Genomic DNA, 24508 nt, shown 5'->3' with positions numbered 1-24508 from the left:
ATGAAATGGTTATCCATATTGCTATTATTATTCATTACTTTATTCTGTAGTAACTCAGTTATCGCACAAGAAGAAATACAAACAAAATATTTTGGAGTTGGTGCGACAGTTGAGGAGATTGATCAAGCTGAATTCTCTGTATCAACAGATGGTGCAACTGCTGGTGAAGGTTTTGTATTCACTACAGATCAAATTCATTCTGGTGAAAAGGTAAATTTTAGTGTTGTTCTAAAAGGAAATGAAACATTGCAAATCAAGTTAGTTGAGACAGATGTAAATGGGAAATTTATAAAAGAACAAACTTCACCAGCTATTTTATTAGAAGATACATGGAAAGAGTTTAAATATCAAACTAAATTAGCTAAACATACAAAGCAAATAGATATTTTTGTAATAACAGATAGTGCCAAAAAATCTGTGTTTAAATTTCGGGACGCTTTGATAAATTAAAAATATGGAAGAAAACATTTTTGTTTTCTTCTTTTTAGTATATATAAATAAGATGATGTTCATTATTATTTTTTGAATATTTATATTTCATTATTAATTATTCTACATAATATGATATTATTTTACTATAAAACAAGAAATTAGGTGGGAATTTGGAACTATTTGTTGCAAGACAACCGATTTTGACAACAAAACAAGACGTTTTTGCCTATGAACTACTCTATCGTAATAATAATTACGATAATAGATATTCAATGATTAATAATGAGCGTGCAACCTCCGAAGTAATTAATAGTTTACTTCAAATTGGTATAGATGAAATTTCGGAAAATAAGCCTTGTTTTATTAATTTTTCTGAGACATTGCTAGAACAGGATTTACCAACTATTTTAGGGCCTAAAAATATAGTTATTGAAGTATTAGAATCAGTTAATCCAACTGATCAAGTGATACAAAATTGTATTAGGTTAAAAGAGATGGGTTATAAAATTGCATTGGATGATTTTGAGCTTAGGGAATCCAGTCATAACTTTAATAGATTAATAGAATTAGCAGATATTATAAAAATAGATATACAAAAGACTGGCAGAATTGAACAACTGTGGATGATTGAGAAATTAATGTCGGAAAACGTTACCTTTTTAGCTGAAAAAGTAGAGACACGCGAAGAATTTGAACAATGTTTAATTGATGGATATTCTTTGTTTCAAGGATATTTCTTTAGTAAGCCGATAATATTATCGACGAGTGACATCCCTATACTAAGTCATAATCTATTTCTAATTATGAGTGCAATTTCAACTGAAGAACCAAATATTAACAAGATAGCAGAGATTATTGAGTCAGATCTAGCCTTATCATACAAATTACTTCGGTTATTAAATTCTCCTTCATTAGGACTTATTTATGAAATAAAATCGATACGACAGGCGATTATGTTATTAGGCCTAATTGAATTAAGAAAATGGATATTTGTCCTATCATATCGAGAACAACTTCGCACATTAGAAGCTCCACTTGACGAAGTAATTAAATTGAGTTTAACGAGAGCGAAGGCATGCGAATTAATCTTTTTACACTTAGGAAAAAGTAAAAATGCTTCAAGTGCATTTTTGGTAGGGTTATTTTCATTAATGGATACAATCTTTAAACAACCATTAGAATATTTACTTTATAAAATCCCTGTTGATAGAATTATCCGTGATACATTGTTAGATACAGAAACTGCTTTAAGCCCTGTCTGTAATTTAGTTATAGCAGCAGAAAAAGGAGATTGGTCAACAATGGAGCAGTTATTACATCAAATGAATATAAAACAAGAGAAATTTAACGTGTTATATCATCAATCTGTTAGTTGGGCAATCGATGTTTTAAAAGGAACACTAACCGTTTAGCAACTGATGCTGGTATCTAAAATATTGTAGTCATTAAATAAAATGAATAATTCATATGTTCATTTTGGAGAAAGCTTTTTATCACTAACAAATTTGGAGCAAAGGAATAATTCCTTTGCTCCAATTATTTAATGTAATTGTCCATATGAATTGACTTCAAATAAGTCAATCAAATCAATTTCTTTATGATTATCTTTAAACCAATTTAATGAGAATTCATTTCGGAATAGTACGAGATAATTATCATTTCGATCTCGGACTAATAGATTACGGTCATCAAAGAGGGATTCTTTAACTTGTTCCGTTTTTAACCATCTTGGGATTCTTTCTCCTATTTGTTCAAATAATACTTCAACATTATATTCATTTTCCATCCTATATTTAAATACTTCATATTGTAATTCACCAACTGCACCAAGTATATAAGACTCCGTTCGTTTATCTTTAAATAATTGAATGGCACCTTCTTGAACTAGTTGTTCGATACCTTTTTTAAACTGTTTAGATTTCATCACATTTTTAGCCATTACTTTTTTAAATAGTTCAGGTGGAAATTTCGGTAACTCGTCAAATTCGAAGTTAGCTTTTCCTTCAATAAGTGTATCACCGATCTGGTATGCATTTGGATCATAGATTCCGATAATATCTCCAGCATATGCCTCGTCAATCGTATCACGAGATGAAGCGACAATTTGTTGGGATTGAGCTAGTTTGAACACTTTACCAGTGCGGGATAATTTTACACTCATTCCACGTTCAAATTTTCCGGAGCAAATTCGGACAAAAGCAATTCGATCTCGGTGTGCAGGATTCATATTTGCCTGGATTTTAAATATAAAACCGGAAAAATCAGGATCATCAGGAGCAACAATACCTTCTGTTGCTTTACGAGGACCTGGAGTGGGGGCCAGTGTAATAAATGTATCAAAAAAGTCTTGAACACCAAATGGCGCAATTGCACTCCCAAAGAACACTGGAGTTTGCTCGCCTCGTAATACAGCCTCTAGTGAGAATTGGTTACCTGCCTCATTTAATAGATCTAATTCATCACTTGCAGCTACAAATTCTTCTTTAGTTATAAGTTCTTCAAAACCTTCTATTTCGGAAAGTGGAATATGAGTTTCGGCTTCATTACCATTAAATTTAATAAACTGGTGATTATAACGATCAAATATTCCAAGAAATCTTTTTCCCATACCAGCTGGCCAATTCATTGGGTAAGTTTCTATTTCTAGAACTTCTTCAATTTCTTCTAGAAGTTCTAATGGTTCTCTTCCTTCTCGGTCTAATTTATTTATGAATGTAAAAATTGGGATTCCCCGCATTCTACATACTTTAAATAACTTAATAGTTTGCGCTTCGATACCTTTAACAGAGTCAATGATCATAACTACGCTATCAACTGCTGTCAATGTTCGATATGTGTCTTCACTGAAGTCCTCGTGTCCGGGAGTATCAAGAATATTAACTTGAAAATCTTTGTATGGGAAGTTCATTACACTGGATGTGACAGAAATTCCACGTTGCTTCTCTATTTCCATCCAATCCGATGTAGCAAATTTTCCAGACTTTTTACCTTTAACTGTTCCTGCAGAACGTATTAGATTTCCATACAGTAGTAACTTTTCAGTTAATGTTGTTTTCCCAGCATCGGGGTGAGAAATAATTGCAAATGTTTTTCTTTTCGCTACTTCATCTTTAATCTTCATAGAAGTTCCCTTTCCAATATAAAATCTGCATTAAGTAAAATACTTTTTTATCATACATTATTTTAATTAAAAATACATGTCCATTATTAAAGTGGCTGGATTGTAAGAACTTAATTATCTTTAGTATATATTTAATATACAGAAAATTTAATCAAACTATTGACAATGAAAGGATACTTAGTTAAACTTAATTCAACAAAGTTGAATGAAATGGGACATTATTGAACAAACTTAACTAAAACATATATTAAATTTTTGCATAATCTACTACTAATAATATTATTTTACGTTGGAAACGCTTACTTCGTTTTGGTTTATGATCTGATTTATACGAAAGGAGGAAGTATAATGAGAAATTGGCCTGATTTTATAACGATTAAAGAAGTAGGGCCTCGTGATGGTTTGCAAAATGAAAAGAAATTTTTATCTACAGAAGATAAAGTAACATGGATAAACATGCTTTCGAATACAGGCATAAAGGAAATAGAGTATTCTTCGTTTGTAAATCCAAAGTGGATTCCTGCTCTCGCTGATGCTAAAGAAGTTGGTAAACGAATTAAAAGAAATCCTTCAGTTCTATATTCCGCACTAGTACCTAATATGAAGGGGTTAGAGAATGCACTAGAAGCAGGAATCGATGGAGCTTCCGTATTCATGTCGGCTAGTGAATCACATAATTTGAAAAACATAAACAAATCAATTGATAAAACATATCCTGTTCTGAAAGAGGTCATTGATACGGCAAATGAAGAAGGGAAAAAAGTAACTGGATATGTCTCAACTGTATTTGATTGTCCATATGAGGGCAGAGTTTCTCCAGAACAAGTGTTACGAGTTTGTGATCAATTGCTTGAGGATGGGGTAGACGAAATTTCACTTGGAGATACGATTGGTTCTGCAGTTCCTTCTCAAGTTCAAGCATTGTTAGATGAAATTGTAACACGTCTACCAAAGGAAAAAATAATTATGCATTTTCATGATACAAGAGGAATGGCTATTGCAAATATTATGACTTCCTTACAATTTGGAATCACAAGATTTGATACTTCGATAGGAGGATTAGGTGGTTGTCCATATGCTCCAGGAGCTGCAGGAAATGTAGCTACAAATGATGTATTATACTTACTAAATGGGTTAGGCATATATACTGGAATTGATGAACAAAAATTACAAGAAGCTTCTATCTATATTCAAAATAAATTAGGTAAAAAACTACCAAGTCGGTCCGTAGCTTTTATTGAAGGAACAGCATAGATTTAGAAAGTGTGATCTTTTATAGATTACACTTTTTTAGTTTATTCAACTTATTTAAAGTCCCTCATCTTGACGTTATTCATAAAACTAATCTATGATAGAATAAATAATTCTGACAACAAGAGAGGGGGAACAACAATTAATCTAGAAACAATCGGAAAAAAAATAAAGGAACTCCGACTCCGCAAAAAATTAACCCAACAACAAGTCGCAGATGCATCAGGCATATCGAAAAGTATGCTCTCTAAAATAGAGAATGGTCAAACAGCTTCGGCAATTGCAACGTTATCCAAAATTAGTGAAACGCTTGATGTTTCTCTCTCATGGTTATTAGATGAGCGCAATGAACAGGATTTAGTTCTTTTACCAAAGAATAATAGAAAATCAAAAATCGGTGATGAAAATATGGGTTATTCCTATGAACTACTAGCGAATCGATCCTCATTATCTGGATTTGAGCCAACTATTGTTCATGTTACACCGAAGAATCTTAATTTACGAGAGGAAACTTATACCCATACACAAGATGAATTTATATTTATTTTAGAAGGTTCGATTTATCTTTACTATGACGGAAAGAAATTTTTTATGGAAAAGGGAGATAGTGCTTGCTTCAAAGGTTCAAAACCCCATTTGTTTATACCAGTTGACGAGAAAGAAGCGAAAGTCCTTACATTTTTTGTAGATAGTCCATTATAAAAGCCTTATACAATTTATTTATTGTATAGGGCTTTTTCTTTAGTTATTAAAAGTAAGAACATTACATTTGAAGAGTAATCGTTTCCATGATATTATATGGGACATAATTATATAAAAAATTAGAATTAACAGACAATTATCTTTATTCATGGTGTCCATTTTAAGATTTGCTATCATCTCTGTGAAACTAACATTTAATTTTCCTTTTTAATTTAGTTTCTAGTTAATTTAACTAGAAATCTAAATATATATTAATCAAGGAGGATGTTTATGGAGAAGGTAAAAAACAGATGGCTGATTGCGGCTTCCGCACTCGGCGTGCATCTATCCATTGGTTCGGCATACGCATGGAGCGTTTTTACGAATCCAATGATTGACACCTATGGTTGGACTCAGACACAAGTATCAACTGCCTTTAGTATTGCAATTTTCTTCTTAGGTTTTTCAGCAGCGTTTATGGGACGTTTCGTAGAGAAGAATGGTCCCAGAAAGTCTAGTATGTTAGCGGCACTTTTCTTTGGAATAGGAGTGGCTGGCTCTGGTATCGCTACAATGTTGGAATCATTAATATTATTGTATCTTTTCTATGGAGTAATTGGTGGAATGGGCCTAGGTATAGGGTACATATCTCCAGTTTCAACGCTAGTAAAGTGGTTCCCAGATCGCCGTGGACTAGCAACTGGTCTTGCTATTATGGGATTCGGTTTTGCAGCAATGCTTAGTGGTCCAGCGATTGAAGCACTTATTGGTTTAGTGGGAATTTCTAATACCTTTTTTATTCTTGGTTCTATTTATTTTCTAGTTATGACTGCTTCAGCACAATATTTATCTCCGCCGCCTGAAGGTTGGGTTCCAAAAGGATTTGTGGTGAAACAGGAGGCTGGTAGAACGAAAGTTAAAATTCGCCCTGATTTGTCTCAGCTTACTGCAAATGAAGCAATTAAAACAAGACGATTTTGGATGCTTTGGTTCATGTTATTCATTAATGTAACTTGTGGTATTGCTATTCTTGCGGTAGCTTCACCTATGGCTCAAGAAATCACTGGAATGACAGCGGTTGCAGCTGCTGCCATGGTTGGTGTACTTGGATTGTTCAATGGAGGTGGAAGAATTGGCTGGGCTTCATTGAGTGATTATATAGGGCGTCCGAATGTTTACACTGCGTTCTTTTTAATCCAAGTAATTGCTTTTGCAATTCTACCATTTGCTTCAAACCCGATACTATTCCAAGTCTTGCTTTTTGCAATATTAACTTGTTATGGTGGAGGATTTTCTTCGATACCTGCCTATATTGGAGATTTATTTGGAACGAAGCAGCTTGGTGCAATTCATGGCTATATTCTAACAGCTTGGGCTATGGCAGGGGTAGTTGGTCCAATTCTATTGTCATTAATCTATGATAATACTGGAAATTATACTTTAACAATGATGATCTTTACAATCATGTTTGCAGTTGCACTTGGATTATCTCTATGGATCCGAGTTGATATTAAAAGATTACGTGGTGAACAACAAAGAAAGCTTGCAGTACAACATGCTACAGCTGCCACGAAGGAAATATAAAAGATAAAATGCATTTGGGTCGCCATTATTAAACGGGTAGACCCTAATGCTGTATATTACTAGATCATGGAGGGGAATGGATTGGGAAACACAAAACATACAGGTCCTATTAAATTACCAAAAAAGCCAGATCCTAAATTATGGGTTAGTAAAGTACCATTTGGCTTGGGTAAAATAAAACCACATCATATTCGTGATACGATGAAAGTCGTATGGGAAAATAAGGATAACTTGCCTTATGCTACTAGAATTCTCACGCAAGGTGTTTGTGATGGTTGTGCCCTTGGAGTATCTGGATTAAAGGATCAAACATTAGCAGGTCCCCATGTGTGTACGACAAGACTAAATGTTTTACGTTTAAATACAATGGGGCCGATAAAGGAAGAAATACTACATGCTGATATTGATGAGTTGCGTAAAATGGACAGTACAGAGCTTAGAAGGCTTGGGAGAATTCCTTACCCATTAATAAGAAGACCAGGTGACAGAAAATTTAGTAGAATTACATGGGATGAGGCAATGGACACAATTGCAGATAAGATGAAGGCAATTCAGCCTAAACAGACTGCATTCTATACTACGTCAAGAGGGATAACGAACGAGGTTTATTACACATTAGCAAAGGTTTCTAGATATCTAGGCGTAAACAATATTGATAATGCTTCACGTATATGTCACTCACCTTCGAAAACAGCTCTTTCTCGTTCTGTAGGGGTTGGAGCATCTACATGCAATTATAAAGATTGGATAGGTACAGATGTTTTAGTGTTTTGGGGATCAGTAGCTGCAAATAACCAACCTGTATCTACAAAATATATGTATGCAGCCAAGCGGAAGGGAACAAAAATTATTATCATTAATCCGTATCATGAGCCTGCTATGGATAAATATTGGGTTCCTTCCATTCCAGAATCTGCGTTATTTGGAACCAAAATAGCTGATGATTTTTATCAAGTTAATATTGGCGGAGATATTGCATTTATGCATGGAATTATGAAACATTGGTTTGAAATGGAAGAAGAAAATCCTGGATCTGCACTTGATCATCAGTTCATTAAAGAACATGTCAATGGTTTAGAAGAATTAAGAGAAAAAGTACTATCTTATAACTGGGAGCAGTTAGAAAAGTCATCTGGTATTTCTAAAGAAAGAATGCTAGAGTTGGCCGAGTTGTTGGCAAAATCAAAATCGGCTGTATTTGTTTGGTCAATGGGACTAACACAACATCGCTTTGGGACGGATAATATATCTCAAGTAGCAAATTTAGCTTTATTACGAGGATTCCTTGGAAGAGAACATTGCGGTTTAATGCCAATACGTGGACATTCTGGTGTTCAAGGTTCAGGTGAAATGGGTGCCGATCCATTTTCACTACCAGGTGGCGGACTTGACGAAAAAAATAGGAAACGAGTCGAAGAAATTTGGGGATTTGAAATACCGAAATGGCAAGGAGATATTGTAGGAGTGTCATTAGAGAACGCTCTATTACCTGAAGATCATGAGAGAAAATTGAAACTTTATTATATGTCTGGAGGTAATTTCTTAGAAACAATGCCTGACCCAGATTTCGTAAAAACTAGCCTGGAAAATATAGATATTCGCGTGCACCAAGACATCATTTTCAATACTTCGACTTTACTGGATGCAAAAGAAGCAGTTGTTGTTCTACCTGCTATGACAAGATATGAGCAACCTGGTGGTGGAACCTCAACTTCAACAGAAAGAATGGTATATTTTTCTCCAGAAATCAAGGGCCCACGAATAGAAGAAGCGAGATCAGAATGGGAAGTTTATGTGGATTTAGCAAAACGAGTTAAACCTGAACAAAAAGAGTTAATTGATTTCAAAGATGCTTCCGAAATACGTGAAGAGATTGCTAAAGCGGCACCTAATTATGATGGAATCCAGCATTTGAAAAATCGCGGGGATGTATTTCAATGGGGTGGTGCTTGGTTATGTGAAGGCGGGATATGCCCAACACCAGATGGAAAAGGAAATCTAATTACAGTTGAAATTCCAGAGTTACGTAAACCTGAAGGTCATTTCTATGTTACAACAAGGCGTGGAAAACAGTTCAACTCTATGATATATGGTGAGAAGGATCCATTTAATGATGCAGATAGATATGATTTATTGATGAATGAAGAAGATGCTAGTGAACTTAATATTAAAGAAGGAGATAGTATCGTTGTGTTTAATCAGTATGGTTCGTTTACAGGTCGTGCTAAATTCGAACCGATAAAGTCAGGTAACATAGAAGTACACTGGCCAGAGGGTAATTCGCTCATACCTAAAGGTGTATATGAGGACTTTGCCGGAATACCTGAATATAACACCGCGGTTATCGTAGAGAAAGCGGAAACATATTACGCACACAAAGATACAAAGTATGTAGAAAAACGTGTGGAAGAATTGGAAATGGAACCACAATAGAAGGTGAGATTATGAACGAGGTTAATACTGGATTATTTGAATTTATCCGGTTTAATGGGAAGGATGCAGTTCGTGTAGAAGAGGAAATCGTTGAAGAATTTCCACTAACGGTTCTATTAAACGGTCAAGAATTTGCAACGATGGTATGTTCACCTACTAATATGGAAGAGCTACTAATAGGATTTCTTGCTTCAGAAGGTATCATTCGATTTTACGAAGAGATTCGGAATTTATCAATGGATGAAAGTACAGGTTTTGCATATATAGACTTGTACAGAGAAGTTGATATTCATGATTTAGATCATTCTAAACGTTTTATTGGTTCCTGTTGTGGTAAGAGTAGACAATTTTACTTTAAAAGTGATGTGAAAACAGCTAAAACTATTACAAGTCAATTACCTATTGCTGTCGAACAATGCTATAATTTAATGCAAGAACTTCAAATTAGATCAGAACAATTTAGAAGAACTGGTGGAGTGCATAATGCAGGTCTAGCAACACCAGAAGGTTTACTCGAAGTAAGGACAGATATTGGTAGACATAATGCTTTAGATAAAATATATGGCACAGTTCTTAAACAAAAAATATCATTAAAGGATAAATTAATTGTATTTAGTGGCCGTATCTCATCTGAAGTATTATTAAAAATCTCTAAAATTGGGGTTGGAATCATACTCTCAAAGTCAGCTCCTACCAACTTAGCTCTTAATCTAGCAGAAGATCTTGGTATTACTGTCATTGGTTTTGCTAGAGAAACTAAAATGAATGTTTATACACATCCGGAACGCATTTTAGAATTGAATAAAGAATCTTGTTCAAATTAAATGTTAGGAGCTGTATTTAGAATAGAATACAGCTCCTAATCATAGATTGGTTGTTAAGCATAATTAAAGGAGGCCTTTCGTTCATGAGGATAACAGATAAATTTGGTCGACCCTTACAAGATTTGCGGATCTCTGTAACAGATCGATGTAATTTTCGATGTACATATTGTATGCCAAAAGAGATTTTTGGAAAGGATTATCCATTCTTACCTAAGTCACAATTATTATCTTTTGAAGAGATTGAAAGATTAGCAACTAGTTTTGTGAAATTAGGTGTAAAAAAAATACGATTAACGGGCGGTGAGCCTTTACTTAGAAGAGGTTTACCAGAATTAATAAGTAAATTATCTGCAATTGAAGGATTAGAGGACATTGGCTTAACAACAAACGCGACTCTTTTGGAAAAGCTAGCTGGAGAATTAAAAGGAGCTGGTTTAAAACGAATTAATGTTAGTTTAGATGCATTAGATAATAAACTCTTTCAATCTATTAATGACAGTGGCATTTCAACAGAACGAGTTCTTAGAGGGATTGATAAAGCCCAAGAAGTGGGATTACATGTTAAAGTAAATATGGTAGTTAAAAAAGGTATGAACGAACATGAAATTGTACCGATGGCGAAGTTTTTTAAAGAAAAAGGAATTACATTACGCTTTATAGAATTTATGGATGTAGGAAAAACAAATGGCTGGGACTTCAGTAAAGTAGTGACAAAGAAACAGATCTTTGATCAATTATCGAGTCATTTTAAATTGGAACAAGTTGATCCTGATTATATTGGAGAAGTAGCTAAACGATATCGTTATGTGGGCTCGAATACTGAGGTAGGCTTTATTACATCTGTCTCTGAATCATTCTGTTCAACTTGCACACGGGCGCGCATTGCCGCAGACGGTAAACTATACACATGTTTGTTTGCTGCGAAGGGTTTTGATTTTAAAGATTTTCTAAGGACAGGTAAAAGTGATGAGGAATTAGAAAAGCAAATTATTACTATTTGGAATCAGCGTACTGATCGTTACTCGGCTGAAAGAACAGAAGAATCAGCAAAAAATAAAGATAGAATTGAAATGTCTTATATCGGTGGCTAGCTACTTTATTTTAGAGAGGGATAAGCATGATGAAAGATAGATATTCAAGGCAGGAACTTTTTAAACCAATAGGTAAGGATGGTCAGAAGTTAATAAAAAATAAACACGTCCTTATTATTGGTTGTGGGGCATTAGGGACGGCAAATGCAGAAAGTTTAGTACGTGCAGGCATTGGGAAACTTACGATTATAGACAGAGATTATGTTGAATCTAGTAACCTTCAAAGACAACAACTATTTACGGAACAAGATTGTCTTGATCAATTACCAAAAGCTGTGGCAGCAAAGGTTCATTTGCAAAAAATTAATTCCTCTGTTGAGATTGAAAGTTTTGTTATGGATGGAACTAGTACAAATTTAGTTCCTCTGTTGGTAGATGTCGATTTAGTAATTGATGCAACAGATAATTTTGATATACGATTTATTATGAATGATCTAATTCATAAATATAATATTCCTTGGATATTTGGATCCTGTGTTGGTAGCACAGGGATGAGTTATACGATCTTACCAGGAACAACACCGTGTTTAAATTGTTTACTTAATGCAGCACCGGTTACAGGAGCAACTTGTGATTCAGTGGGAATTATTGCCCCTACTGTTCAAATGGTAGTAGCACACCAACAGGTAGAAGCTTTAAAAATCTTAGTTGAGGATTATAGCTCATTGCGAAATAAGCTTGTCACCTTTGATTTATGGAATAATCTTTATCATTCAGTAAATATCAATCGTTCAAAAAAAGATACTTGTTTAACGTGTGGAGAAAATCCAGTATACCCCAAACTTACTTATGATGCACAAACAAAAATGGAAGTGTTATGTGGTCGTAATACTGTACAAATAAGAGCAAAACGAGAAATCCACTTAGGTGAATTAGCTAAGCAACTTAGTAATATTGGTATAGTGAACCAAAATGAATTTTTGATATCCTTAAATTATGATGAATACCGTATTGTCATCTTTCGAGATGGTAGAGTATTAATTCATGGTACAGATTCAACTGAAAAAGCTAGAAATATATATTATCAATTAGTTGGTTAGGGGAGTGCATCATGGTTGAAAAAAGGAAACCAATAAAAGTAGTCGAAGCAATGAAAAGAATAATGGCGTTTTCTAAGCATGGCCGTATAGAATATGTGCCACTAGAAGATTCCTATGGGCATTTTCTTGGTCAAGATTTAATCGCTGATCATGATGTGCCTTTTTTTGACCGTTCACCATATGATGGATTTGCCATTCGTGCAGAAGACACGGTAAATGCAAATCGGAATAATCCAGTTTCGTTTGAAGTAATAGGTGAGATTGGAGCGGGTAGTGTATTTAATGAACCAGTTGGAAAAAACCAAGCGGTGCGTATTATGACAGGTGCACAAATTCCAGAATCATGTAATGCTGTCGTTATGTTAGAGTTAGCAAATGAATATACAAAAGACGGAAAACCATACTTTGATTTAAAAAGAAAATCAAAAGTTGGAGAGAATATATCTTTTACAGGTGAGGATACGAAAAAAGGAACTGTACTTGCTACAAAAGGAACATATATCAATCCTGGGATTGTTGCGCTTCTTGCAACATTTGGGTATAAAAATGTACCAGTTAGTTCAAAACCTAAAATTGGTATAATTGCAACTGGCAGTGAGTTACTAGAAGTAGATCAGCCCCTTGAACCTGGAAAAATTCGAAATAGTAATGCATATATGGTGCAAGCCCAAGTAAAGCGTGCAGGTGGGGAACCAATTTATTTTGGCCAGTTTAGTGATGATTTTGAAACATGTTTTTATCAAGTCAAAGAGGCACTGGAAAAGGTTGATTTCTTAATTACTACAGGTGGAGTTTCGGTTGGGGACTATGACTATCTACCAGATATTTATGAAAAACTTGGTGCAAATGTTCTATTTAATAAAATTGCTATGCGACCTGGTAGCGTAACAACTGTTGCAGAACTAGATGGGAAGATACTATTCGGTTTATCTGGTAATCCTTCAGCTTGCTATGTTGGATTTGAATTATTTACTAGACCAACCATTCGGGAGTATTTATTTGTGGAAAAATCTTTTCTTAAGAAAGAAATTGCTATTTTAGGAAAGGACTTTACAAAGGCAAACCCATTTGACCGATTTGTTCGTGGGTATTTAGGATATGAAAACGGTCGATTAGTTGCAAGTCCAATTGGGCTTGATAAATCAAACGTTGTATCTTCACTTGGACATGCGGATATATTAATCCAACTTCCTGGTGGAACAAGGGGTTATGAAAAAGGTATGGAAGTATCTGTTATTCTCCTTGAAGATCAAGAGGGAACAACATTGGATGGTTTTGTTGAAAGTGATATAAATACTAGAAGGAGTATGCGCCATGTTTAAGTCAATGTTTGAAATTGTTGATGAGCCTATCCAAGTAGAGGAGATCATAAAAAAGGTTACAAGAAGGGAAGCAGGTGCAATCACTACTTTCCTAGGTACGGTTCGAGAATGGACAAACGGTCGAAAAACAATTTACTTGGAATATCAAGCATACAAACCGATGGCAATAAAAATGCTGGCACAAATTGGGAAAGAAATAAAAGAACAATGGGAAAATACAGAAGTAGCAATAACTCACCGGGTTGGACGACTTGATATATCCGAAATTGCTGTAGCAATTGCAATTTCTTCTCCACACCGCAAAGCAGCTTATGAAGCAAACGAATATGCAATCGAACGAATTAAACAAATAGTACCAATATGGAAAAAAGAACATTGGGAAGATGGAGAAACTTGGATAGGTGATCAACTAGAAAAAGTAAATTATCCTAGTGGTGAACCACCAATTATAAAGGAGGGTAACTAATGATTACTGTTCTATTATTTGCACAACTTCAAGAGGTAGTTGGGAAAGAGCGTATTCAAGTCGACGCTTCTGAACTTACTGTAACTGAATTAAAAGAGAAATTGAAATCGAAGTATAATATACCCCAAGTAGATCAAGTGATGACAGCCATTAATGAGGAATATGCATTACCGGACGATCTCATTACGTCTGGAGATATAGTAGCGTTAATTCCACCTGTTAGTGGAGGATAATATGAAGATTGTCCAAATAGTAGGGTACAAAAATAGTGGAAAGACTACGTTAACTCAAGATTTAATTAACTATTTCTCTAATAAAGGTGTAAAAGTTGCATCATTAAAAAACCATGGACATGGTGGTGCACCTGTTGGAATTGAGAATACAGATAGTGAAAAACACCAAAGAGCAGGCTCACTTATTGCGGGTGTGATAGGTGAAAATAGACTACAACTTTCACATTTAGAACAATGGAATATAGAAGATATACTAACAATCTATCAAACTCTTAAAGTTGAGGTATTGTTTTTAGAAGGGTTTAAAAAACTTGAATACCCTAAGATTGTATTGTTAAAAGATGAAAAGGATATGCGATTATTAGAGGATATAACTTCTATTATTGCTGTTGTAACGAATAAAAAATTACATATTGAACGAAATGATATTCCAATATTTGATAAAAGTGATTCCATACAAGTTTGTGATTGGTTAGGTCACATGCTGGAGGTAGGGAAAATATGAATAAAAATTCAATTGGGGGAATTATATTAGCGGGAGGAAGGTCGAGACGATTTGGTGAGCAGAAAGCATTTGTAGAACGAGCTGGTCTACCATTCTATCATTATGCCATTAATGCAATGAAGCCAATAGTAGATTCAATGGTACTTGTAACGAATGATGAGCTAATCCACCGATTTCAAGAAACAAAACCATTTTTAAGCATCATAACGGACGTAGATAATTATGCAGGACTTGGTCCACTTGCAGGTATTTATTCTGGGATGGACCATTTGGATGCTGAATTATATCTAGTATCACCAATTGATGTACCTTTTATAGAGACATCCGTTTATCATTCCCTTTTAAACCATTTTGAAAATGGAGTTGATGCAATTATTCCAGTTGTTAAAGGAAAAATGCAACCAATTACTTCTATCTTTCATCAATCATTAAAAAGTAAAATTAAAGATCAATTAGACCAGAAAGCATTATCTCCTAAGCAATTATTTTCAAAAGCTAATGTGAGATTTGTAGAAATGGATTATGATAGGGCCTTCCTGAATATAAATTATCAGGCTGATTATGAACAATACGTCAAGGAATAAAGAGTGGGGCGAGAGTATGTTAAGCAAACACCGTAACCAAGCAAAAAAATCTGTCAATTGTGCTGTACTTACCGTTAGTGATACGAGGACGAAAGAGACGGATAAAAGTGGGAAAATAATCATTGATCTACTTGAAAAGGATGGACATCGTGTAAATCATTATAAAATTATTCCAGATGAAAAAAGTGAAATTAAAGAGACACTTAAAGATATTACAGCATTGAAAGAGATAGATGCAGTTTTAATCAATGGAGGGACTGGGATATCATCTCGAGATGTAACAATAGAAGCAATCCAACCTCTTTTTACAAAGGAGGTTCCTGGATTTGGAGAGTTATTTAGAATGTTAAGTTATGAGTTTGATATTGGTTCTGCAAGCATGTTATCTAGAGCAACATGTGGAGTGGTTAATAATCGAATTGTTTTCTCAACACCTGGATCTTCTAAAGCAGTAAAACTCGCAATGGAAAAATTAATTCTACCGGAACTTAGTCATGCAGTAAAGGAGATTACCAAAGATTTGGATTGAGAATCATGACGAAAAGGCATTTACATTAAATTTATGTAAATGCCCCCTTCCTATCACACTTAATTTAGCTTCGTTTATAATCTCCGTTTTTTCCACCACTTTTTTCTAATAAATATGTAGATCCAATTATCATACTTTTATCTACGGCTTTACACATATCATAAATAGTTAAGGCTGTAATGGATGCAGCGGTTAAAGCCTCCATTTCTACCCCTGTTTTTCCAACTGTTTTTACTTCTACTTTAATCATCAATTCAATTTGCTCATCGACATTTTTCCATTCAAAATCAATATTTACTCCGCTTATAGGTATAGGGTGACACATTGGTATTAAGGAGGACGTTTGTTTTGCAGCCATAATTCCAGCGACTTGGGCTACAGATAATACATCCCCTTTTTTTATATTTTGATTTTTAATCGCTTCATAGACTTTTCTACTCATTTGAATACTTGATTTTGCCATTGCGATACGATTACTAGAATTCTTTTCCGAAATGTCTACCATTTTAGCACGCCCATCATTATTAAAATGAGTTAGCATGTTTATATTCCCCCTATCAAATTTCTATTATATTAATCTTATGGTAGAAATAGGATAATTACAACTATGGTTACCGGGATACAAATGGGTTATCAAGTACCCAAAATCGATAAGGGTAATCTTTTGCTTCGCCGGAGTTTCCAATTCCGATACGCTTTCCACGTACAATTGTCTTAGGTTCCTTTCCTTTGGCAATAATAATATTAGAATGATAGAACGGTTTACCATAGTCTTCCATTCCAATCCCAAGAGCCTTTGTAAGTTTTCCGGGTCCATTCGTCAGATTTTTAATTAGAGGAACTGGCCTTCGTTTCAACATTGTATGTATACCTGTATACGGTTCTACAGCTCGTATTAGTATCGCTTCAGGGGTATTTATTGGTCCAGAAACAACATTTACTAAACAATGGGTGTGCATTTGATATGTGTATACAAGACCAGGTTCACTAAACATGATTTCTGTACGTTTCGTTCTTCGATTTTGAAAACTATGTGCAGCTCTATCTATAGCACCAAGATAAGCCTCTGTTTCAACTATTACTCCTGAAGTGATACTTTCATCAGTAATTTTTACTAACACACAACCTAATAATTTTTGGGCTAAAGTAAGAGTTGGTTCTTCATAAAATTCTTTCGGAAGTGGGGTGAATGAATTAGTCATTATAATTTCTCTCCATTTTATTACATAAAAATATGAAACTTAGTAGCAACTATTACCGTATTAATAGTAGAAATATTGGTGAATCTGTTATGATAACTATTAGAGTTTTTTGCCAATAAATTTGTGAATTAGGAGGAACAGCATTGGATTTTACAGTTTTTGAGAATAAGGCTTCTAAAAAGAAACCTGCAATGTCAAAATTTAAAATTATTGCATTGGCAGTTATTATTATACTTCTTATTTCTGGAGCATTATCGTTAAGTTTAATTACTGATTTTATTTGGATGGATAATCTTGGTTTTAAAACTATTTTTACAACAATACTTGGAAGTAAATTATTACTTTCTGGGATAGGTTTTGTATTATTTCTTGTATTATCAGCATTTACCTTTTTTTGGGTTCGAAGTGCTTATATAAGTCACTTAAACAGAGAACAACTACCGTCGATAATTTTAGAAAAAAAGAAGAGTAATGCTATTATTTATGGAATTTCTATCGTCATCGGTCTATTAGGAAGTTCATTAGTACAAGGAATAGGTTGGGAACCATTATTAAAATTCTTAAATCAAGCAAGTTTTGGTATTACAGACCCACATTTCAATATGGATATCTCATTTTATATGTATACTTTACCAGTCTTGAAAATTGTTTTAAATCTTTTATTAGGTCTTGCTATATTTTTCTTCTTCATAGAGGCTGGTTTTTATTCCGTTTTTTCTATGTATCGAAAAAGTAAGAAAGCCCAAGTACATATGGGAATTACTGTAGGATTCATTGGTTTGTTACTTGCTGGACTTCACTTACTAGCACCATATGAAACATTATTAACCAATCAAGTTAATATTTTTCAAGAAAGTGCTGTATATGGTCTAAGTTATACAGATCAGTTAATTAATATACCGAAGTCCTATGTATTAGCTGCTGTTGCTGTAATCGGTGCGATTTGGATTATCATTGCAATGAATCGTGGCAAACTCATTTCCATGGTGATGCCAATTGCGGCATATTTAGTACTAGTAGTTATTGGACAACTTGCTAGTATTGCTGTACAAAGTTTTGTTGTATCACCAAATGAATTTTCAAGAGAAGAACAGTATTTAGCGCATAATCTTGAATTTACTCGTGCAGCATACCAACTTGCTGGTATTGAAGAACAGGAACACCCAGCTAATGATACATTAGACAATGCTATGGTTGAACGTAATATGAAAACGATTGAAAATGTTCGTATTAATGACGTTAGACCATTACAAGATGTATACGACCAAACGCAAACAATTCGCCCTTATTATACATTTAATGATGTTGATATCGACCGTTATATGATAGATGGTGATTATGAACAAGTATTTATTAGTGCAAGGGAATTACGTACTGAAGATTTATCAGAGCAAGCTAAAACGTGGGAAAACTTAAATTTACGATACACGCATGGTTATGGAATTGTTATGAGCCATGTAAATCAAGTGACACCACAGGGACAACCAGAGTATATGGTAACTAATTTACCACCACAAGGAGAAGTGGATATTACTAGACCACAAATATATTTTGGTGAAGAGTCCTATGATGAAATCATCGTGAATAGTAAAAAAGAAGAGTTCGATTATCCACAAGGTGGAGATAATGTCACATCTCGTTATGAGGCATCGGAAGGTATTCCAATGACTGGTTTAAATAGATTACTTTTTGCCATCGAAACAGGAAATTTCCGTATGTTAGTATCTGATCAAATTACAAAGGATAGTTATTTACTCCATACACGTAACATCATGGATCGTGTCAATCGAATAGCTCCATTTTTCACCTATGATTCTGACCCGTACATTTTTATTCGAGAAGACGGTAGCTTAGCGTGGATGATTGATGCTTATTTAACTGAAGAAAAGTACCCATATGCAGAACCTTATACAGATAGTGGGGATAATTATATTCGTAACTCTGTTAAAGTTGTTGTGGATGCTTATAGTGGTGATGTGAATTTCTATGTTGTTGATTCTAGTGATCCATTACTTCAAACATATCAAAATATATTCCCAGAGCTTTTCGAGGAGGAAATTCCGGAAGATGTTCAATCTCATTTCCGCTATCCAGAAATGCTCTTTAAAGTTCAAGCATCTGTATTTGGAACATATCATATGTCAAATTTAGAAGTTTTTTATAATAGAGAAGATGTATGGGAGATTCCAACGGAGAAATATTATAATGAAGATGTTGAGATGGAACCATATTATGTAACGATGAAACTCCCAGATAGTGATGAAGAAGAGTTTATTTTAATGCAACCATATTCACCAAGGAATAGGCAAAATATGATTGCTTGGATGGGAGTAAGGAATGATGGGGAAAATTATGGTGAAATTTTCGTATATCGTTTTCCAAAACATAAAAGTGTTTATGGACCACAGCAAATTGAAAATCGAATTAACCAAGATAGTGTAATTTCTCAACAATTGAATCTTTGGTCACAAGGTGGTTCCGAAGTAATTCGTGGAAACCTCTTAGCAATTCCAATTGAGGATACTATTCTATATGTAGAACCTATATATATTGAATCATCCAATGAAACTTCACTACCTGAAGTAAAACAAGTAGTAGTTGCATATGAAGATTATATTGTTATGGAAGAAAGTTTTGAAAAAGCACTTGATAAAATGCTTGAAATTGTCGACCCTAATGGTGCTCCAAGCGACGTAGAGGATCCTGAAACAGATAATGAAGAAGAGGAAGAAACGGAAGAACCATTACGGAATGCGGAGGAGACTTTACAGCAGTTATCCGAATTGTTTGATGACTATCAGTCGTCCCTTACACAAGGAGATTGGCAAAAAGCAGCAGAATTAATGATTGAAATTGAAACTATATTAGAAGAAATTCAATAATAAAAAGAGGCTGAATTACAAAATTCAGCCTCTTTTACATTTATTTTTATCATTATTCCTTTTTATCTTTTTCATCTAATTCCTTGCTAAACTCTGTCTGGAGGCGATTAGAAATGGCTAATTCTCTCGGAGTAACCAACTTTATATCCTCAAATACATTTTGTTTCATATATCGGTGGAATAGAATTTCTCCAATAGCTATTATTGCAGCAGAAATGAGAGCAGCATCTTCTACAGCTGTGGTACCTTCAAATACATAATTACCAAGAAACCAAATCCCAATAAAAGCTAGACCAAAATCACCAATGGTAGCCCAAAAGTAACTAACATTAGGTAATACAAATACATCGGCAATGTAAGAAATAATACTAAGTAACAAACTAATTATTAGTATATTTCCTATTGAAGCGTTATAGAAAATTCCTAATACTATCCACAAAATTACAGTTGTCATAGCGAATTTTATTAAAAATGGTGTAACATGTCTCAAAATAATCACCCTATCTTCCATTATTCAATTCATACTATTAACTAATTTCCCCTACCCCTAGTATTTCATTCTTTTCTTATTCATTAATGTGCAGTATGTTACACATACTAAGGTCATTGACACCGAAAATTAATTATGATATATTTATCTTGAATTAAAGATATCTTAATTAATTGTTTTGTTTATTTTTATAATTATTTTAGGGGGATATATTTTGAACCATTTAAAAGGGATACACCACGTAACTGCAATTACGAGTAGCGCAGAAGAGAATTATAAATTTTTTACATTCGTTTTAGGGATGCGTTTAGTCAAAAAGACTGTCAATCAAGACGATATTCGTACTTACCACTTATTCTTTGCAGATGATGAGGGGAATGCAGGAACAGACATGACATTCTTTGATTTTCCTGGCATACCAAAGGGAATGCATGGAACAGATGAAATCTACAAGACTTCATTTCGTGTACCTAGTGACGAAGCGCTTATATATTGGGAAAAACGTTTCAACCGCCTTGGTGTAAAGCATAAGGGAATTCAAGAGCAATTTGGAAAGAAACATATAGAATTTGTTGATTTTGACGATCAACAATACCAATTGATTTCAGATGAACACAATGTTGGTGTAAAATCTGGTTTACCATGGCAAAAAGGACCAATACCATTAGAGTATGCAATTACAGGATTAGGACCGCTCTTTGTTCGAGTTGCTAATTTTGATTACTTCAAAGAAATGCTCGAAAAAGTATTTTTATTTAAGGAAATTGATAGTAATGGTGCTTTCCATCTATTTGAAGTAGGGGAAGGGGGAAATGGAGCCCAAGTAGTTGTAGAATATAATCCTATCCTTCCAAGAGCACGTCAAGGATATGGGACTGTTCACCATGCTGCATTCCGTGTAGAGGATCGAGAGGAATTAGAAACTTGGATGGATCGTGTGCACAGCTTTGGTTTTCAATCATCAGGTTTTGTTGATAGATTTTTCTTCGGATCGCTGTATGTCAATGTTGCACCACAGATTCTATTCGAATTTGCAACAGATGGCCCAGGATTTATGGGGGATGAACCTTATGAAACTTTAGGTGAAAAATTATCATTACCACCATTCTTTGAATCGAAAAGAGAAGAAATAGAAAAACTTGTAAGACCGATTGATACAGTAAGAAGTACAATAGACTTTGAAAAAGAATATGAATAATTTTATACTTTAGTTGTATTACAAAAGAATAGGGGTGCACGATATGGCAGAAATTATTCATGGTCAAAATAAGTTCTACGTAAGGGATACTGAAAATAGTCCCAAAGCTGAAATTACGTACAAAAAAGATTCTGAAGGAAATCTAATTGTTGATCATACGTTTGTTTCAGATGAACTAAGGGGACAAGGAATTGCAGGACAACTTGTTGAAAAGGTTGTTGGCTATGCGAAGCAAGAAGGAGTTAAACTCACTCCAGAATGTTCTTATGCAAAAAAGTATATTGAAAAAAATAACCTTCTTTAATAGTTGATGAAAAGAAAAACCAGTGTGGTTATATAGCCACACTGGTTTTTTTGATGTTTATACTTCCGGACTGGCTTAACTCTTTATCATATTACAGATTAGCGCTAAAAATGTAACAGTCCAACCATCTATTTTCATATTCTTTTAATATGGCTCATTTTAAAACTTAAAGACAATTCTCGTCTTAATTAGGGGGATATGAAATGTATTATTATAATCCATACATGTATCAATACAGGCAAATGCCGCATTATCCTGTTTATCCATATTATCCAACAGTGGATAAAGTGTATGCAAAAGAACAATTTAGACAGGTAATAGTTGGAGAAGCAACTTGGACTTCTGGAGGGCAAATTACAAAATGTGGTCTACCATGGTCCACTAATGAATATATGACTGTAGCGGTTGGCGAAGACTCGCTATTTCAGTGTGGAGACGCATTAAAAGTAAGAAATCCTTTAAATGGTAGGGAAGTTATTGTTACAGTAGTTGATCAAGCACCTGGTTATCCTCAAAATCGTATTAACTTACATCGTAGGGCATTTCAAACTTTAGGGGTGAATCTTAACCAAGGGGTAATGAAAGTGGAGATTATCAGTTCCCCTGAATTAGAAGCAGAAAAATGGGGGAAGTATTTGCTTGAACTAGTTCAGACCGCTTATCCAGAGTTTGAAGTGACAGATTATAAATCAGTTAAAAAAGAGGAACTTTCTGAGTCGCGGGTAAAAGAAACATTTGATTTTATTTTACATTTACAAAATGAAGAGATTACAGTTAGGGGCAATGTTGTCTACAATCCCCAAACAGACAGAGTTATTTCTTTTGACTTAGCAGAGATTTAATCTAGGTAAAAGACCGTGTCAAACTCTCATTTAAAGAAATATACTATTATTGAGCATTAAACAGTGGCATATTTTTCTTTAAAAAGGATACAAGGATGACGTTTATGATAAATGGATGGCTAGAATTTACAATTTTAATATTAGCAACCTTTCGTCTAACTAGATTAATTGTTTTTGATAAAATAACTAGTTTGATTCGCAAACCTTTCCATCAGGAAATTGAAGAAATTGATTCAGATGGTGAACTGATTAGTTATATAGAGATTAAAGGAAATGGATTACGTGCTTGGATTGGTGAACTATTAAGTTGCTATTGGTGTACAGGTATTTGGTGTGCTGCTGTTTTATTACTGATAGCCTGGCTCTGGCCAGTTGGTAGTGATGTACTAATTACTTTACTAGCAATTGCTGGTGCTGCAGGTATTATTGAAAGTATCTTACAACGAATAATAGAATAATTACATTGGAGGAGGACAGACATGAAAAAACAAATTAGAGAAACGAATACGTCCTCACCTAAACCAAGACGGAAAAGAGTAAAACGTTCTGGTTGTGGTTGCGGTAAGAGAAAAGCTAACAATAAGTAATCGACATAAATATCACTCAGAAACTCTGTATTCATAGAAGGGGAGATTTGAGTGATATTTTTTTAGGATGATAGCAGACATTGTCTATTTTAAGATTGCTTGGAAAAAAAGTGGGTATATTTCCTTTTGGTTACAAAAAATAAATATGTATAACCTCTTGACCAATGGTACAAATGATAGTACTATAAATATCCGCCACTCAGTAGTAATCAGTTCATACTACTATTGATGGTTTTTAATTAAAAAGTTGTTGACTTATTTATTTGAAATGTGTTAAGTTATTAAATGTCGCTAAAAAAGTAGACAACTTAACGAAAATAAATCTTTTAAAAACTTCTTGACAACGAGAATCGAAAAATGATACGATATAAAAGTTGTCGCTGAAAAACAACAAAGATTTTTGCTCCTTGAAAACTGAACAAAACAACCAGTATGTAAGAAAAAACATCCCCTGTTTTTTCTATTAAATAAATCTAAAGCTAGCGTGCTTTAGTAGCTAAGAATGTAATTGACTCGTTCAATTATTATAAACTTTACTTTTTTGGCAAAACCAAAAGCAAGTCTTTTATGGAGAGTTTGATCTTGGCTCAGGACGAACGCTGGCGGCGTGCCTAATACATGCAAGTCGAGCGAGTGAAACTAACTGATCCTCATCTGAGGTGATGTTAGTGGATCTAGCGGCGGACGGGTGAGTAACACGTGGGCAACCTGCCTGTAAGACTGGGATAACTTGCGGAAACGTGAGCTAATACCGGATGATACTTTTCGCCTCATGGTGGAAAGATGAAAGATGGCGTAAGCTATCACTTACAGATGGGCCCGCGGCGCATTAGCTAGTTGGTGAGGTAACGGCTCACCAAGGCGACGATGCGTAGCCGACCTGAGAGGGTGATCGGCCACACTGGGA

The 24508-nt window shown here is 34.4% G+C and carries 24 protein-coding genes and 1 rRNA gene; 21 read left to right on the top strand and 4 right to left on the bottom strand.

Going from position 1 to position 24508, the window contains the following annotated elements; translation table 11 throughout:
- Together IEV35_RS12840 and IEV35_RS12835 are read left to right on the top strand one after the other, a co-directional pair.
- A complete protein-coding gene (locus tag IEV35_RS12840) occupies positions 1 to 450 on the top strand; it encodes a hypothetical protein (RefSeq protein ID WP_188385056.1) in 450 nt (149 codons plus the stop codon).
- 152 nt (positions 451 to 602) lie between these two features.
- Positions 603 to 1844, top strand: coding sequence for an EAL and HDOD domain-containing protein (locus tag IEV35_RS12835; RefSeq protein WP_188385055.1), 1242 nt, complete (start codon positions 603 to 605; stop codon positions 1842 to 1844).
- Between the two features lie 128 nt (positions 1845 to 1972).
- Here IEV35_RS12835 and IEV35_RS12830 read toward each other — a convergent pair whose 3' ends face one another.
- Positions 1973 to 3553, bottom strand: a complete 1581-nt coding sequence (locus IEV35_RS12830) for a peptide chain release factor 3 (RefSeq protein WP_188385054.1) — start codon at positions 3551 to 3553, stop codon at positions 1973 to 1975.
- Between the two features lie 348 nt (positions 3554 to 3901).
- On the opposite strand from IEV35_RS12830, the gene IEV35_RS12825 reads away from it, so the two are divergent.
- The 13 genes from IEV35_RS12825 to IEV35_RS12765 all read left to right on the top strand — a co-directional run bounded on the left by IEV35_RS12825 (position 3902) and on the right by IEV35_RS12765 (position 16096).
- Positions 3902 to 4807: a hydroxymethylglutaryl-CoA lyase gene (locus IEV35_RS12825; RefSeq protein WP_188385053.1), complete on the top strand. Its 906-nt coding sequence runs from the start codon at positions 3902 to 3904 to the stop codon at positions 4805 to 4807.
- A 69-nt stretch (positions 4808 to 4876) separates the two neighbouring features.
- Positions 4877 to 5506, top strand: coding sequence for a helix-turn-helix domain-containing protein (locus IEV35_RS12820; protein ID WP_229740752.1), 630 nt, complete (start codon positions 4877 to 4879; stop codon positions 5504 to 5506).
- A gap of 270 nt (positions 5507 to 5776) precedes the next feature.
- Complete coding sequence (locus IEV35_RS12815) at positions 5777 to 7069, top strand: L-lactate MFS transporter (protein ID WP_188385052.1); 1293 nt, start codon at positions 5777 to 5779, stop codon at positions 7067 to 7069.
- Positions 7070 to 7150: 81 nt separating this feature from the next.
- On the top strand, positions 7151 to 9502 hold the full coding sequence (locus IEV35_RS12810) for an FdhF/YdeP family oxidoreductase (protein WP_188385051.1): 2352 nt from the start codon (positions 7151 to 7153) through the stop codon (positions 9500 to 9502).
- Between the two features lie 11 nt (positions 9503 to 9513).
- Complete coding sequence (gene fdhD / locus IEV35_RS12805; RefSeq protein ID WP_188385050.1) at positions 9514 to 10326, top strand: formate dehydrogenase accessory sulfurtransferase FdhD; 813 nt, start codon at positions 9514 to 9516, stop codon at positions 10324 to 10326.
- 83 nt (positions 10327 to 10409) lie between these two features.
- Positions 10410 to 11417, top strand: a complete 1008-nt coding sequence (gene moaA / locus IEV35_RS12800) for a GTP 3',8-cyclase MoaA (RefSeq protein ID WP_188385049.1) — start codon at positions 10410 to 10412, stop codon at positions 11415 to 11417.
- A 29-nt stretch (positions 11418 to 11446) separates the two neighbouring features.
- The gene (locus IEV35_RS12795) at positions 11447 to 12457 is read left to right on the top strand and encodes a MoeB/ThiF family adenylyltransferase (protein ID WP_188385129.1); all 1011 of its coding nucleotides are present in this window, start codon (positions 11447 to 11449) and stop codon (positions 12455 to 12457) included.
- Positions 12458 to 12468: 11 nt separating this feature from the next.
- Positions 12469 to 13779: a molybdopterin molybdotransferase MoeA gene (locus IEV35_RS12790; protein ID WP_188385048.1), complete on the top strand. Its 1311-nt coding sequence runs from the start codon at positions 12469 to 12471 to the stop codon at positions 13777 to 13779.
- A complete protein-coding gene (locus IEV35_RS12785; RefSeq protein WP_188385047.1) occupies positions 13772 to 14245 on the top strand; it encodes a molybdenum cofactor biosynthesis protein MoaE in 474 nt (157 codons plus the stop codon). The genes IEV35_RS12790 and IEV35_RS12785 overlap by 8 nt, the downstream gene beginning before the upstream one ends.
- Entirely contained in the window at positions 14245 to 14478 is a 234-nt protein-coding gene (gene moaD, locus IEV35_RS12780) for a molybdopterin converting factor subunit 1 (protein WP_188385046.1), read from the top strand. The genes IEV35_RS12785 and moaD overlap by 1 nt, the downstream gene beginning before the upstream one ends.
- Before the next feature lies 1 nt (position 14479).
- Positions 14480 to 14983: a molybdopterin-guanine dinucleotide biosynthesis protein B gene (mobB, locus tag IEV35_RS12775; RefSeq protein WP_188385045.1), complete on the top strand. Its 504-nt coding sequence runs from the start codon at positions 14480 to 14482 to the stop codon at positions 14981 to 14983.
- Complete coding sequence (gene mobA, locus IEV35_RS12770; RefSeq protein ID WP_188385044.1) at positions 14980 to 15567, top strand: molybdenum cofactor guanylyltransferase; 588 nt, start codon at positions 14980 to 14982, stop codon at positions 15565 to 15567. The genes mobB and mobA overlap by 4 nt, the downstream gene beginning before the upstream one ends.
- 16 nt (positions 15568 to 15583) lie before the next feature.
- Positions 15584 to 16096: a MogA/MoaB family molybdenum cofactor biosynthesis protein gene (locus tag IEV35_RS12765; RefSeq protein WP_188385043.1), complete on the top strand. Its 513-nt coding sequence runs from the start codon at positions 15584 to 15586 to the stop codon at positions 16094 to 16096.
- 64 nt (positions 16097 to 16160) lie between these two features.
- On the opposite strand, the gene moaC is transcribed toward IEV35_RS12765, so the two are convergent.
- Together moaC and IEV35_RS12755 are read right to left on the bottom strand one after the other, a co-directional pair.
- Positions 16161 to 16643: a cyclic pyranopterin monophosphate synthase MoaC gene (gene moaC / locus IEV35_RS12760; protein WP_188385128.1), complete on the bottom strand. Its 483-nt coding sequence runs from the start codon at positions 16641 to 16643 to the stop codon at positions 16161 to 16163.
- A gap of 64 nt (positions 16644 to 16707) precedes the next feature.
- Positions 16708 to 17298, bottom strand: a complete 591-nt coding sequence (locus IEV35_RS12755) for a DNA-3-methyladenine glycosylase (protein WP_188385042.1) — start codon at positions 17296 to 17298, stop codon at positions 16708 to 16710.
- Positions 17299 to 17441: 143 nt separating this feature from the next.
- Between IEV35_RS12755 and IEV35_RS12750 the strand changes: the two genes are divergently transcribed.
- Positions 17442 to 20180, top strand: coding sequence for a UPF0182 family membrane protein (locus IEV35_RS12750; RefSeq protein WP_308419789.1), 2739 nt, complete (start codon positions 17442 to 17444; stop codon positions 20178 to 20180).
- A gap of 52 nt (positions 20181 to 20232) precedes the next feature.
- Here IEV35_RS12750 and IEV35_RS12745 read toward each other — a convergent pair whose 3' ends face one another.
- Positions 20233 to 20691 carry a DUF2512 family protein gene (locus IEV35_RS12745; protein ID WP_268237929.1) on the bottom strand — a complete coding sequence of 153 codons (459 nt, stop codon included), beginning with the start codon at positions 20689 to 20691 and terminating at the stop codon, positions 20233 to 20235.
- A gap of 193 nt (positions 20692 to 20884) precedes the next feature.
- On the opposite strand from IEV35_RS12745, the gene IEV35_RS12740 reads away from it, so the two are divergent.
- The 5 genes from IEV35_RS12740 to IEV35_RS12720 all read left to right on the top strand — a co-directional run.
- Complete coding sequence (locus IEV35_RS12740) at positions 20885 to 21868, top strand: ring-cleaving dioxygenase (protein WP_188385040.1); 984 nt, start codon at positions 20885 to 20887, stop codon at positions 21866 to 21868.
- Positions 21869 to 21902: 34 nt separating this feature from the next.
- Positions 21903 to 22172 (top strand): GNAT family N-acetyltransferase, encoded by a 270-nt coding sequence (locus IEV35_RS12735; protein WP_308419790.1) that lies wholly within the window; start codon positions 21903 to 21905, stop codon positions 22170 to 22172.
- A 203-nt stretch (positions 22173 to 22375) separates the two neighbouring features.
- Complete coding sequence (locus IEV35_RS12730) at positions 22376 to 23014, top strand: DUF3889 domain-containing protein (protein ID WP_188385038.1); 639 nt, start codon at positions 22376 to 22378, stop codon at positions 23012 to 23014.
- 104 nt (positions 23015 to 23118) lie between these two features.
- Positions 23119 to 23472 carry a DUF1360 domain-containing protein gene (locus tag IEV35_RS12725; protein WP_188385037.1) on the top strand — a complete coding sequence of 118 codons (354 nt, stop codon included), beginning with the start codon at positions 23119 to 23121 and terminating at the stop codon, positions 23470 to 23472.
- Between the two features lie 693 nt (positions 23473 to 24165).
- Positions 24166 to 24508 (top strand): 16S ribosomal RNA (locus IEV35_RS12720); the annotation flags it as partial.

Source organism: Ornithinibacillus halotolerans (genome assembly GCF_014637405.1).
In the GTDB taxonomy this organism is placed as follows: Bacteria; Bacillota; Bacilli; order Bacillales; family Amphibacillaceae; genus Ornithinibacillus; species Ornithinibacillus halotolerans.
Note: the sequence above shows the minus strand (reverse complement) of the source record. Positions and strands in the feature narration are given on the sequence as shown.